This is a genomic window from Luteolibacter luteus (assembly GCF_012913485.1).
In the GTDB taxonomy this organism is placed as follows: domain Bacteria; phylum Verrucomicrobiota; class Verrucomicrobiia; order Verrucomicrobiales; family Akkermansiaceae; genus Haloferula; species Haloferula lutea.
Map to the genome: position 1 here is coordinate 1,755,024 of NZ_CP051774.1, position 14,091 is coordinate 1,769,114.

The window sequence follows — 14,091 nt, forward strand, 5'->3', positions numbered from 1 at the left end:
CTTCTTATCGCCGGCGACGGAACAGGAACATCAGGCCAAGGGCGCCGAGCAGCGCAGCCCGGGGCTCGGGAACGATGCTCACGTTCACCCGGTTGTCCCCCGTCGTAAGCTGCCAGCTCAGGCCGGAGTCGAGGGTCGGCATGCTCCCAAGCACGAGCGAGTTGTCCACCAGCGAACCATAGGTCAGCAAGGTCCAGGTGCCGGTGTTAACACCCGCGAAGGAGCTCGTGCCCGCCACATTCAAGGTGCCATCCAGCGTAAGTTGCCCGCCGACGGTGACGAGGTCGTTCACACCGAGACCAAGGCTCAGCGGCGATGCCGCATCGAGTTCCCAATTGAGAATCGCCGTGCTGTTCAAAAGCAGGTTTCCACCCAGCGCGAGCGTGCCCGCGCTGCTCCCGGGAGCCAAGGTGCCATCCACCGTGACATTCCCGGCGATGGTGCCTGCGGTGGCGGAGCCACCACCCAGGATGCCGTCGATCCCCACGGTCACCGCCGTGTTGCCGAGCGCACCGTTCACCAGCAGCGTGCCCGCGGAGACCATGGTCGCGCCCGTGTAGGTATTGCTCGCATTCAGCGCCATCGTGCCGCTGCCCGTCTTCGTCAGGCCACCCGTTCCACCGACATCCGGCGAAGCGTTGCGCAGCGCGGCGGCCACGATGAGGTCGGCCCCGGCAACCGCATTGCCCACGTTGAAATTAATGTTCCCCGCAAGGTGATGCCCGTAACCACCCGTCGAGGTGATGGTCGATTGCGCTGAACCACCGGTCGTCACCGTGCCCTTCAACTCGAAGCCTTGATAGGAACCGGGCGTGCCTGTGCCGGTGCGGGTCAAGGTCCCGCCATTCAGGTTCACCGCGCCGATCACATTGTAGTTGTTCGCCGCAAGCGTGCCCCCCTGGTTCACCGTGAAGGTCGGCAGGTTGGCCAAGGCCACCGCGCCGTTGCCAAGCACGTTGTTCGTATTGAAATTAACGATGGCTCCGTTGTTGATCGTGACCGTTCTCGAAGAGGCTTGGTTACCGAAGGCACTGGTCGTGGCATTGCCTTGGACAGCAACGTTGATCGCACCACCGTTCACCACAATATCCCCGGCGAGAGTCGAGGCACCCGTGCCTAGCGTCAACGTCCCCGCGCCAGTCTTCGTATAGCCGCCGGTGCCGGTGATGATGGCATTCACGCTGAGATTTCCATCGCCACCGATCTCATTGTTCGTGCCGGTGAGCGTGAGAGAGGAGATGACAGCCGTCGCTGTAGCCCCGGTGCCCGCGCCGCCGTTCAAGGTCACCGTCGGCGCCGAGGTGTAACCGGATCCTGCCGCCGTGGTCGTCACGCTTCCCACCGTCGCACCGCTCAGGGCTGTCGTCGCGGTCGCTCCAGATCCGCCACCACCACTGAGTGCCACCGTAGGTGCCGAGGTGTAGCCGCTGCCCACCGCCGTGATGCGGATTCCCGCGATGCCGCTGGCGAGCGTTCCAGCCGTGCTGGTGTTGGAATTGATCAGCTTGCCGCCGTTCAAGGTGATGGCCTCGTTTACCGTCACCCCGCTCAGGTCAAGCGCACCGCCACCGGTAACAGTGGTCCCATTTACCGCCGTATTCCCGATCGCACCGCCGAAGCCGAGCGCATTGTTCGAAGCCGCTTGGAGCACACCACCGCTGATCGCCAGCGCTCCGGTGAAGTTGTTGTTCCCCGTGACACGCATGGTGCCCGCGCCGTTCTTGTTGAAAGCACCGCTACCGGTCACCTGTCCGGAGACCGTCAGGTCTTCCGCTGCACTACCAGTCACATCACCGACATTGAAATTCGCGGCGCCAACCATGTTCACGCGTGCCGACATCGTCGAAGCGATCGATCCCGTCACGGCCCAGTTGGTGGCATTGCTGGAGCGGATCTCCGCGCTGCCATTCACCGTCGCACCATTCATCGTGATGCTGTTGAAATACTGCTCCTGATTCACGGTCAGCGTGCCGCCATTCAGGATCATCGACTCGGTCATCGCGCCATCACTGCCGCCGAGCGCATGAGCCGAACCCGCTGCGAGAACCATCGTCGCACCGCTATTCACGGTGATCACGCCCGCGCCATCCAGGCGGTTGCCGCCGAAGCCGCCACCCGTCACGGTGAGCGTCCCGCCATTCACGGTCACGTTCCGCGGCAGCAGCTGGAAACTGCCCAAGGTCAGGTTCCCCGCGCCCGATTTCACGAAAGTACCGGCGCTGCCCGCAGCGAAAGCACGATTGAAGCTCGTCGCATCGGAGCGGTTCAGGTTCAGCGTGGCATCCGCCGCCAGCGTGATCGTGCCGCTGCCAAGCAGCCCGCCCGTTGTCCCGCCATTGCCGAAGTTCACGGTGCCCGCACTGATGTTCATCGCACCCGGAGTAAAGTCGGTGAGCACCGTCAGCGAACCCGTGCCCGACTTCGTGAATTGCCCGCTGCCCGTGATCGAACCCGTGCCGGCAAAAGTGTAATCCTTCGTCGAATCCACCGTCACCCCCGGAGCGTTCACCACCCCGCTGACATTGACCGGCACCGAAGCATCGCCCGCATCCGTGAAGGAAACCGAGTCCGTCTGGTAGAACTTGTCGGAAGAACCGCCGTTGTTCCAATTCGACACGCCATTCACGTTCCACGCATTGCCCGCGCCGTCACCGGTCCACACCAGATTCGCGGCAGAGCCCGTGACACTGAGGTTGATCTGCCCTGCGGTCGCCGTATCCAGCGCGAAGGTCTGGCGATGGCTGTTGATGAAGCCCGCATCCAGCACCGGGGCTCCCGTCAGCGTGCCCGTGTAGTTGATGAGATTGTAAGTGCTGCCACCCGTCGCCGCAGCACCGTAGAAAGTCGGATTGAGCACCGAGGAAGCACCGAAGCTCAGGTGATCGTTCACCGTGAACTTGTCATTCCCGGTGGCCACGGAAGCACCGTTGAGATCCATGAGGATCGCACCATTGACCGCGGTCGTCGTGGTCCCCGCACCGGCATCGCCAAAGACCAGCGTTCCCACGCTCGCCGCCGCAGCCGTCGCGCCCGCAGCCAAGGTCCCATCGATCGTCACATTACCCGCGATCGTTCCGGTGCCAGTGAGCGTTCCCGCGGCACCAACATTGAGATTACCCGTATAAGCCGTGCTCGCACCGGTGTAGGAAAACACCCCGCTACCCGTCTGCTGGATATTGCCGGATCCCGTGAGAACACCGCTCACCGTCGTGGTCGTACCGGCATTGCCGTCGAAGACCGATGCCGCATTCGCATTGAAGGTCGCATTCCAGTTACTCGTTCCCGTCGAACGGATCGTGCCACCGTTCAAGACCACCGAGTCATTCGATCCCTGAGCGAGGATGCCACGCGAACCGACTTCGACCACGCCATTGGTGCCGACCGTCAGATTCGTCGCCATGCTCCCCGCGCCGCTGCGGTTCTTGTCGAGCTGGATACCCACCGCTTTCAGCGTGGCGGTGCTCGCACCACCACCCACGCTCATCGAGCCGAGCCCGTCCCAGCCGATGCTCACCAGCTGCGCATCGCCGCTGTTTCCGGAAAGGCCGCTGGCATCCAAAGTGCCACCGGAAAGATTGTAGGCACTCCCTGGCGTGCCGCCATTCGCCCAGTGGCCGATGCGGATGCCATTGCCGCCGCTCTCCACCGTCAGCGTGCCGCCGGTCTGATTGATGATCCCCGAGGTATTGCTGGCATCGCCGAGACCGAGATACTTCGTCACCAGACTCGCACCGCTGCCGATGTTCAGCGTGCCGATCACCGCGGCGGCACTGTTCGATGGCGTGCTGGTGATCGAGACCGATGAGATCTTCACATCCGCACCCGATCCCAAGGACACCCCGCCCGAAGCGATCCCCAGCGTGCCGATCGACGAGCTGCTGCCAAAGGCCGAGTTGATCGTCAGCACGTCGTCCGCTCCGGTCCCCTGCCAGTGAAACGCCGACCCCGCATTCGCGAAGGTCACCGGCGAGGAAAGCGTGAAGGACGTATCCAGACGATAGCGGATGCTGCCCGCTCCACCCGAGTGGCCGAGCGCGATGCCGGACGTATTCGCGATCAGGTTGCTCGTCTGCAGCCCGTCGCCAATCTGCATGGTGCCCTGCTGGATATTCAGCGCTCCAGTAAAGCCGCTGCCATTTCCCGTGAGCACTGTGGTACCGGCATCCGTGCGGCGAAGCTCGCCGCTGCCCGTCAGCGCGCCCTGCAGGCGGAAATTGTTCGTGTTGCCGAAATTCCGGATCACCCCTCCCGCGGCACCGATCTCGATGTCCCGCGTAAAGACACCGTTGGTGTTCGCATCCACGATCCCACCGCCGTTCAGGATCACCTTGTTCGTCGCGGCACCGAAGTTCGACGCGGCATTCACCACTCCCGAGGTGATCGTCACATCACCGGTAAAGGTGTTCGTCCCGGTAAGCCCGAAGAGCGAGCTGCTGCCCCCTCCCGTCGCCGAGGTATCGCCATTCACCGCCAGGGTCAGGCCGCCGGTGCCGATGATTGCCGAGGTCCAGGTCAGCGAGCGATTCGTCGCATTGCCGAGGACCGAGGTATCGAAAACCGAGCCGCCCGCGATGTCGATCGAGCCCCCTTGGATCTGCACCAGACCCACTTCCTCCACCATGATCGATGGAGTCGCCACCGTGCCACCGATCGTCACCGTCTTGGTCGCGACACCATCGGTGCCTGCGGAAAAAACCACGCTCTCGCCATTCGTCCAGCCGACCACCGAACCACCCGCAGCATTCGCACTCCAGTTGGTGCCGCTGTCCCAAGTGCCGCCGACATTGCCGGAACCGGCGGTATCGCCATTGGTATCCCAATAAAGGGTCCCGGCGTGAACCGGCAGAAGGGAAGTCGTTGCCGTGAGCAGGGCGAGACGGGCCAAAGATGCGCGGGAGTAGGGCATGGAGCTGGGGAGTTAGAGAGCGCCACCACCATGCCTTTTAAATTCACTTTTTAAATCATTTTGTGACTAATTATGCAATTTGATGTTCCGTGACACGACGCATTTCGTCACATGAAATCACAAAAAGTTTAAATAAATCATCTTTATAGTCAGATCGTTTCCCAGCGAAAAAGGCCGCCCGGAAATCCTTGGCGACCTCTGAAATCCAATCACCAAGCTCTCCTCAGGGAATGTTCACGCGCAGCCGCATGAAGAGCTTCTGCCCATCTGCAAGCACCCGCGGAATGCGCACCGTGACTTGATCGATCCCGGTACCAAAGTGATCATTTGTCTCATCGATCACCACCGGCGTCTCAGTCGGCACTCCCGGTTCGGCATTCGTCCAGCCCGTCAAATTCGAGCCATACTGCACGAAGGGATCCGATGCCGCGGAGTCATCCGTACGACGGAAAATGAAGTCCACATACAAGGGATCCGTATCGCCGATCGTCGGCAGCAAATGATTCGAATCCGAGTCCGGGCCGCTCGGATCTCCTCCGATCACAAACTCGATGCCATTCGGAATCCCGTCTCCGTCCGAATCGGCATCCGCACCCGCTCCGGTGATCCCGTTGTCCGCTTCGAAAGTCGCATAGGCGTCCTCGATCCGCGGATGGATCGGGATATTCGGCGTCGTCGGCTCATCGGAATGCACCGGCGCCAACAGGGCCATGAAAAGAAAAGGCCACGGGAGACGCAACCGGGTGAATGCGAGCTGAGGACTCATTGGGGCTTTGGGCGAACAGGGAGAGGGATGGACGCACCCGCACTACCGGGTCGTCCCACCACGCACTCTTTGAGCAGGACTCCCTCTGCGGTTCAATCGAAGACATCCCGAAGTGCACTTATCTCCGCAAAATGGAGAGTCCGTGAAATTCTCGTGGGGGAGCTCTGACGCCGGGCAATTCCCTTGTTCCACCTTTCCGAGGACTGGTATGCACGGCTCCATCCTCAAGTTATGTCCCTCCACTTCTTGTTCCTGGCAACCTTCATCACCCTGCTACTCGCCCCCCGCGGGAACGCACAGGAAGGCTGGCAGATCGGAATGCATCAGGTTCCCAAGACCCCCACCAAAGGCCTCGTCCATGCAAACGGATTGTGGGTCGGAGTCGGGCTCTCCGGAAAAATCATCACCTCTCCGGATGGAGTCGCGTGGACCTGTCGTCCCGTCCTTACCAGGCAGCACTTGAATACCGTCATTCATGCGAACGGCCGCTTCGTTGCCTGCGGGGACAATGGTGCACTGCTGACATCGACCGATGGCATCGCCTGGGAGATCCGCAACTCCGGCAGCACCTTCGACCTGAGGGACATCGCCTACGGGACCGGCGTCTTCGTTGTCACCGGCACGAATGACGGCAGCGGCGACGCCCCGCTCTTTCTCACTTCCTCCGATCTCCTGAACTGGACCGCCTTCGATACCGCCGGGAAGTTCACCACAAACAGCCTGCTGGCAGATGCCGCCGCCATCGTCTTCGCCAACGGTCAATTCGTGGTCCCCTTCCCGAATCAGCAGACCTTCGTCTCCAGCGACGGCCTCTCATGGGAACGCAAGCTCACCAACCTCGACTTCGATTTCCCGCGCGATATCACTTATGACTCCGGGAAATTCTACTGCCTCAGCCTCTGGGGCACCTGCGCCTCGTCGCTGGATGCCCTCACTTGGACTCCGATCATCCTTACCCAACATTCGACCTTCGAGCGGATGGATCGCATCCTGGTCGATGGCAGCCGGATGATTCTCACCTCCGATGATGCCTTTCATACCAGTACCTCTTCTGGCGAGTTCTGGAGCAAACGGGCCATCTCATCTCCATCTGGAAACGACGGCCTCTTCGGGGTCGCAAGAAATGGCAGCCGCTACATCGTGATGGGCTTCAATGGCAGCGCGATCGTCGGTGACAATTTCCTCTGGCAGGCCGTCTACACGAGCCCGGCCGTCGAGAACTTCTTCGGCGTCCATCACGCGGCAGACACCTTCGTGGCCGTGGGCAAGCGGGACGACTTCGAGTGGACCGGCGTCATCTGGAGCTCTCCCGATGCCCTGCATTGGAGCTTGCGACACGCCGCCCCGGGACATCTGAACTCGGTTTGCCATGGCAATGGGACCTGGGTCTGCGTGGGTGAAGCGGCATCCGGCGATGCTACCCTTTTCACCTCCACCGATCTCACGAATTGGACCGAACGCCCGAACCCGAGCAACTACAACCTGAAGGATGTGATCTTCGCCAACGGGGTATTCGTCGCCGTCGGCGGCAGCTACGGCTCGCCGATGGTGTTGACCTCACCGGATGGTATCGCGTGGACAGCCCGGACTTCGAACGCACGCGGAATCTTGGCCGCTGTGACCTATGGCAATGGTCTCTTCGTCGCCGTCGGCGAGCGGGAGTCTGGTAACGCAGGCGAAATCATCAGCTCTCCCGATGGAGTGACTTGGACACGCGCGGACATCGAGCCGCCGGCAGCTCTCACCGGCATCATCTACGCCGACTCGATGTTCCTCGCCGGCGGTTCTTCCGGCTATCGCTCGTCGGACGGGCTCGCATGGACACCGCTGGACAATCTTGATGGAGGATCATCCGGTGTTGGAGGGGATATGACCCACGATGGCAGCCGCTTCATCAATGCAAGCTCCACCACGATCACCCCGCTGCCCGCTCAAGGCACCCTGAAAGTCACCCCGCAGCATGGCTTTGCAGGCCTTTCGATCTGCCACGGCGAAGGAAAGACGGTGATCGTTGGCGGAAACCAATTCGTCAGGTTCCGTAACGACGGGGACTTGCCTGCTGCTCCTGCCGGAGTCGCTGCGGAGAGCTCTACCGTCACATGGCTCGCCCACCCGGCGGCACGTGGGTATCAGCTCTACCATCGTCAGGCCGGCACCCACCAGTGGTTCCCCTCCGCCTTGCCATGTTCCCCATCGGAGAGCTCACGGCTTATCAAGGGACTGCTTCCTCTGACAGGCTACGAATTCGCCGTACAAGCCATCACCGATGCCGGACTCTCGGAACTCGCCACGGCCTCCTCCACTACCTTCCACGACCTGGATCTGTGGCGCATGGAAACCTTCGGATCCCGCGATGGTGAAGGCGATGGGGCGGATGATGCGGACCCGGACCACGACGGCTATGGCAACCTAGTGGAATACGCATTGGGTGGAAACCCGTTCGCCCGGGATCCCCGCAAGCTCGTCACCACCAGCTCCGATCTTGTTTATGACCCCGGCTGGGGAGGCTGGTTCAACTTCGAGGTGAGCTTCGTTGCGGACGCGCGTAAGAAGGCGATCGACATCCATGTGGAAGCCTCCACCGATTTGGTGAATTGGGAAAAGATCGCCCGGAGCAAGGGCGGTGCGCCCGCGCAACTGCTGGGTGACACGGGCGAGGATTTCGGCTTCTACGATGGATATAGTGGAGGCGCGTCGAATCCCGTCCGCGAAATCATCGTTTCCCGGTCAGGGATGCTTCCCTTCACCCCGGAGAACGGAAAGACCTTCTTCCGCATCGGGGTGGAGGAAGCGGCCCCCTGACCCAAAGCTGCGCCCGGCATGCAGGGATCGCCCGCCTGCACCCCGCACCGGCACTCCGGCGCTGTCGGAGATTTTGTTGATCGCTCGAAAGACGATCTCCGGGGAAAAGGTATCCGCGTTGACCTGCCCCGTGGATTCGTTTCCGCGGGGTCACCTGAAGAACCCCGCTCTCACGAACCCAAAATCCGCCATGTCATCTCTTGATCGTCGCCAATTCCTTCAAAGAACCGGCATCGGAGCCGGAGGTCTCCTGCTCGGCTTCCCCGCCATCGTCCGCGGCCAAAACCTGAACAGCCGCCTCAATGTCGCCTGCATCGGCGTCGGAGGAAAAGGCAGCAGCGATACCGATGACGCGGCACGCTGCGGCGGAAATATCGTCGCCCTCTGCGATGTCGATGCCCGCTTCCTCGGCAAGAAGGCCGAAAAGTTTCCAGAAGCCAAGCGCTTCGCCGACTACCGCAAGATGCTGGAAGAACTCGGCTCTTCCATCGATGCCGTGACCATCTCCGGCCCCGACCACATGCACGGTCCGGCCGCGATGCTGGCCATGGGCATGGGCAAGCACATCTACTGCCAGAAGCCGCTGACCCAGACCGTCTGGGAAGCCCGCGAGCTGAAGCGCATCGCCGCGGAAAAGAAACTCGCCACCCAGATGGGCAACCAAGGCAGCGCCGCCGATGGCCTCCGCCGCGCCGTCGAAGTCATCCAGGCTGGCGTCATCGGCGCGCCGAAGGAACTTCACGTCTGGAGCAATCGCCCGATCTGGCCCCAAGGCATGGATCGCCCCAAGGGCTCCAGCCCGGTGCCGGACTACTTGAATTGGGACCTCTGGCTCGGGCCCGCCAAGGAGCGCCCCTACGTGGAAAAGGCCTATCACGACTTCGCATGGCGCGGCTGGACCGACTTCGGCACCGGTGCTCTCGGCGACATGGCATGTCACACGGTGAACATGCCCTTCCGCGCGCTGAAGCTCGGCTACCCCACCGTCGTCGAGTGCGAGATGGCCTCCCGCATCTACGGCGAAAGCTATCCTCTCACTTCCCGCATCCGCTTCGAGTTCCCCGAGCGCGAAGGCCTGCCGCCGCTCAAGTTCTGGTGGTACGACGGCGCGCCGAATGCCGAGTTCAAGCCTCTGCGCCCTTATCCGAATATCGTGAAGGACGTCGTCGCCCTCATGGGCAAGCTCCCCGAAAGCGGCTGCCTCATCATTGGCGACAAGGGCGTGCTGTTTTCGCCGGACGACTACGGCGCGAAGTTCCTCATCCAGCTCGAGGGCGAAAAGACCTTCACCGACGGCAATGAGCACCCCGCTGCCAAGGCCGTGCCCCAATCCATCCCCCGCTCACCGGGCCACAACGAAGAGTGGTTCCAGATGATCAAGGACGGCACCCCTGCCTACTCGAACTTCGACATCGCCGGCTACCTCACCGAAATCATCCTCCTCGGCTGCATCGCCCTCCGCGTCGGCGAAGGCGTGAAGATGGAATGGGATGGCCCCGGCATGAAGTCTCCCAACTGCCCCGAAGCCGCCCAGTTCGTCAAACGCGACAACCGCCCCGGCTTCTAGGCAAAACGATTCCTCAAGGCTGACCTCAAAGCGTGCCCCGCCCTAACAAAGCGGGGCACGTTTCTTTTCATCCCCCGGGACCGCGCCCCCGCCTCGCTTCGACAGCCCCGCCGGAGTGGCGCTTTCTGAAGCACCATAACGCGGACCGCTTCCTCCCGGAAGCCCTGCGGGAATCAGCCCAGAAACCCCATCCAATTTTCACCCTCCGTGATCCTCTCTGCAACCTCTGTCCAAACTCTCGGCACCAACTCTCGCAGCCCGGCCTCTACAACCACCCCTTCCTTCTGAAGAATACCAGTTGCGCGACCGCGATCACCAGCATCACTCCCATCACTACGATGTAGCCGTGCGGGCTGTAGAGCTCCGGCATGTTCAGCGGCATCGTCTTGTTGTCCGGCGGCTCTTGGGAAAAGTTCATCCCATAGACCCCCACGATGAAAGTCAGCGGGATGAAGATCGAGGTGATCACCGTCAACACCCGCATCACTTCGTTCGTCCGCAGCCCGACGCTCGAGTGATAAAGCTCCATCAGGCCCGTGGTGATTTCCTTGTAGCTTTCCACGAAGTCCATCAGCTGCACCGTGTGGTCATAGCAATCCCGTAGGAACACCTTCGTCGGTGCCTTGATCTGCCCCGAATTGTCATGGAGCAGGCCGTTCACCAGATCGCGCAACGGCCAGACGTAACGGCGGAGCTGAGTGAGGCTCCTGCGATGCTCATGCAGCTTTAGCACCATCGAACGCTCCGGATTCTCCAACAACTGGTCCTCCAGATCCTCGATCGACCGTCCCAGCTCATCGAGCACCGGGAAGTAGTGGTCGATGATCGAGTCGAGCAAAGCATAGGCAAGGTAGTCCGCCTTCGACTTGCGGATGCTCCCGCGGCCCGCGCGCAGGCGCTCGCGCACCGGATTGAAGACGTCGTACTCCGGCTCCTCCTGAACGGTGATCACGTAGTTCTTCCCCAGGAAGATGCTCACCTGTTCCCCGCAGATGCACTCGGTCGCATCCTGATAGACCATCTGCGCCACGATGAAGAGATGGTCTTGGAATTCCTCCACCTTGGGGCGCTGCCCCGTATTCAGCACATCCTCCAGGGCGAGCGGATGCAGCCCGTATTTCCGGGCCAGTAGCTCAAGCGCATCGATGTCACCCAACCCGTCGATGTTGATCCAGGTGATCTTCCCCGCATCGATCAGCGCCAGCAGATCGGCGGACTCCGTCACCTCGTGCTCCGCGAAGCTGTTCGCATCGTATTCGAGCAAATGGATCCTCGGCTTCACGGCTCCCTCTCCCTCCGTGTGAGGCACGAGGGTCGCGGGAGAGGCACCCGGCGCGAAATGGCGCTTCAACATGCCGCACAGCCTAGCGGCTGCGCCGCCGGGTGCAAGCGGCCCTCTCAATGACCAGCCACCCCAGCGTGCCGGAAACGACCTCCGTGGCACCGATCGCCGAACGCCCCCCCTCTTCCCTCCCCCTCCGCCTTTTCATCCACACTGGCAGTAGAAAGTAACCGCCAGCATGCGCGAAACTCCACGACGCCATGCTCCCGGACGCCCCTTCACCCCTCACCCGAACCGCCCCGGCAAATGCCACTGGCACCTCGACTCCTATTGGGCGAAACCCAAAAAGCACCTCCGATCAACCCCATCCATCCCGGCCCCCTCCTCGGCCTCCCCAAGCTCCCCCCGCATCCCGTACCGCCTGTTAATTTCCCTGTTTTAACAGGCATAACAGGCGGCTCCGCCAAGGGCCTCCGAGGCACAATTCCGCACCCCGGACCACCCTCTTCACGTTGGCGCTCGATCTTCGCCCTCCCCTCCCGCTCACGGCTTCGTCACCACGCTGTTCGAGACATCGTTCCCGAACTCCTCGAAGCCATCCAGCTTCCACATCACCTTCTTCGTCTTCGGTTCCAGCTCGATCAGGATCGGCTGCCCCGGACCCGCATGGCAGTTGCCGATCACATAGTTGCCATTCGGCAGGATCTGCAGCGTGGTCACCCATGCGAGCGTGATGCCTTCGAGGTCCTTCTGCTCGATCTTCCAGACGATCTCCTTCGCCGGAGTCACCTCGAGCACCGAGTGACCGTTGCCCGTCGTCAGCAGCGTGTTGCCATTCTTCAGGCGCAGCGCGCTGAAGGTGCAGTTGCCGAAGGCTTCCGGGCCATGGCCGTCCTTCGGCTCCTTGCCAAACATCGGCACCGCATACTCCCACACCACCTTCCCCTCGGCATCATACTCGCGCACTGTCCCGTCGCCTTCCTGGCAGACGAGGTAGTGCCCGTTGTCGAGCTTGCGCGCCAGACGCGTGTCGCGGTGGGCATCGGGGTGTTCGCGCTTGAGCGTGACCTCTTTCAAAAGCTTACCGTCCTTATCGATCTCGATGATCCGGCCGACGCCGCTTTCCGCGATCATCATCTTCCCGCCCTCAAGCGGTTGGAAGGCATGGACCTCCAGGCGCTTGCCTTCGTTGCCATTGCTCTTCGTCGAGTCGTAGCTCCACACCACTTCCTTTTTCTTCGGGTCGATCCCGCAGACCTCGCGCATGTCCTTCTGGACATAGATCAGGCCGTCCTTGCCCTGGTGGATGTCATGGATCCCGCCCCATGGCATCTCCCAAGCCACCTTGCCATCACGCCACAGGGCGAGCTTCCCCTTTCCCTGCAGGAGGACGTCCCGGGCCTGAAGCGGAGCGAGCGAAAGGGCGGCGAGGGCGAGGATCGAGAGGCGGTTCATGGTGCGATGGAAAGTTTCCGGGTTTGGCAGATGGACTGTGATCTACATGCGGGATGCGTTCCCCTTTTCAAACAAATAGCGAGTCACGGGACGATGAATAGGACACCGGGAAAACACGTCTCTCCCGGCACGCTGCCTTCTCCCGAGTCTCAACGCGCCCGCCTAGCTGTTAGGCGGGCTTTCTTGACACTCGCCAGTGGGCCGCTACCTTGGAACTCCTAAACATTTCTTAAGTAATTCGATGACCAAACTGCTTCTCCTCGGCCTCGTCGCCCTGCCGCTGGCCGCCACCAGTGCCCACGCTCAGGGCACCCGCAAGCTCGACAAGCGCTTCCTCAAGGCTGACATCGACAACAACAACGCACTGAGCCCTCTCGAGTTCCAAGCCACCCAAGGCAAGCGGGTTAGCGCTGCTTACAGCCGCTTCCGCTTCAACCGTGCGGACACCGACGAAAATGGCGCAATCTCCCTGAACGAGTTCCGCGCCAGCAAGGCAGGCACCACCAACGGCAAGGCTTCCCGCCTCGATATCTTCCTGACCGCGGACCTCAACGATGACGACGAGCTCTCGCCGGACGAGTACATCGACACCCTGCCGCCCCGCGTGGCCTACCCGAAGGCGATCCGCTCCTTCGACAAGCGCGACAAGGACGACAATGGCGGTCTCAGCCCGCGCGAGTTCGGCATCCGCCGCTTCCCGCTCTGATTCATTTTTCAGAAAGTTCTGAATTTCAGGAGCGACGGCCAAACCGTCGCTCCAACTCTGTACGGCGGAATTCAAAGATCCGATCCAGCTTGCGGCGGGCAAAGACCGCATGCGCGATCGCCCCGCAGGGCCCCAGCGGCATCATGTAGTGGATCAGGTCGCTGACCTTCACCCCGCCTTCCACCGCTTCGAACAGATGCCGGTGGTGCCAGAACTTGTAGGGGCCGAAACGCTGCTCATCGATGAAGCAGCGCCGCTCCTCCACCGCCTTGATCTCAGTCACCCACGGGACCCACAGTCCGGGCAGGACTTTCACCCGGTATTCGATGATCTGCCCCTCGTGCATCTTCTCCGCCGGGCAGTGAACGATCCGGAACCCCAGATCCGGCGGGGTGATCGCATCCAGGTTCCGCGGAGAGGAAAAGAAATCCCAAGCTTCCTGAAGCGGGATCGGAAGGAATTGCTCGCGGGCGAGGGAATGAAGCATCGGCCAAATGACTAATTCCTAAGCACTCATATTTCAAACCAGCCGGTGCCGAAGGATCCGCATTCGCGAAACGTGGGAGATTTGCCCGGATGCACGCTTGCAGCTCGCCCGCTCGCTCCC

8 protein-coding genes are annotated in these 14,091 nt (G+C 61.6%); 3 read left to right on the plus strand and 5 right to left on the minus strand.

Annotated elements, in window-relative coordinates; all coding sequences use genetic code 11:
• Positions 1-4: 4 nt before the first annotated feature.
• The gene (locus HHL09_RS07175) at positions 5-4,906 is read right to left on the minus strand and encodes a beta strand repeat-containing protein (RefSeq protein ID WP_169453890.1); all 4,902 of its coding nucleotides are present in this window, start codon (positions 4,904-4,906) and stop codon (positions 5-7) included.
• 223 nt (positions 4,907-5,129) lie between these two features.
• Positions 5,130-5,618, minus strand: coding sequence for a hypothetical protein (locus tag HHL09_RS07180; RefSeq protein WP_169453891.1), 489 nt, complete (start codon positions 5,616-5,618; stop codon positions 5,130-5,132).
• Positions 5,619-5,903: 285 nt separating this feature from the next.
• Between HHL09_RS07180 and HHL09_RS07185 the strand changes: the two genes are divergently transcribed.
• Both HHL09_RS07185 and HHL09_RS07190 read left to right on the plus strand, forming a co-directional pair.
• Complete coding sequence (locus HHL09_RS07185) at positions 5,904-8,474, plus strand: fibronectin type III domain-containing protein (protein ID WP_169453892.1); 2,571 nt, start codon at positions 5,904-5,906, stop codon at positions 8,472-8,474.
• A gap of 190 nt (positions 8,475-8,664) precedes the next feature.
• On the plus strand, positions 8,665-10,041 hold the full coding sequence (locus HHL09_RS07190) for a Gfo/Idh/MocA family protein (RefSeq protein ID WP_169453893.1): 1,377 nt from the start codon (positions 8,665-8,667) through the stop codon (positions 10,039-10,041).
• A gap of 265 nt (positions 10,042-10,306) precedes the next feature.
• Here the strand turns inward: HHL09_RS07190 and corA are convergent, their stop codons facing one another.
• Both corA and HHL09_RS07200 read right to left on the minus strand, forming a co-directional pair.
• Entirely contained in the window at positions 10,307-11,395 is a 1,089-nt protein-coding gene (gene corA / locus HHL09_RS07195) for a magnesium/cobalt transporter CorA (RefSeq protein WP_169453894.1), read from the minus strand.
• Positions 11,396-11,866: 471 nt separating this feature from the next.
• On the minus strand, positions 11,867-12,778 hold the full coding sequence (locus tag HHL09_RS07200; RefSeq protein WP_169453895.1) for an outer membrane protein assembly factor BamB family protein: 912 nt from the start codon (positions 12,776-12,778) through the stop codon (positions 11,867-11,869).
• 241 nt (positions 12,779-13,019) lie between these two features.
• On the opposite strand from HHL09_RS07200, the gene HHL09_RS07205 reads away from it, so the two are divergent.
• Positions 13,020-13,484 (plus strand): EF-hand domain-containing protein, encoded by a 465-nt coding sequence (locus tag HHL09_RS07205; RefSeq protein WP_169453896.1) that lies wholly within the window; start codon positions 13,020-13,022, stop codon positions 13,482-13,484.
• Between the two features lie 25 nt (positions 13,485-13,509).
• On the opposite strand, the gene HHL09_RS07210 is transcribed toward HHL09_RS07205, so the two are convergent.
• The gene (locus HHL09_RS07210; RefSeq protein WP_169453897.1) at positions 13,510-13,971 is read right to left on the minus strand and encodes an SRPBCC family protein; all 462 of its coding nucleotides are present in this window, start codon (positions 13,969-13,971) and stop codon (positions 13,510-13,512) included.
• Positions 13,972-14,091 lie beyond the last annotated feature (120 nt).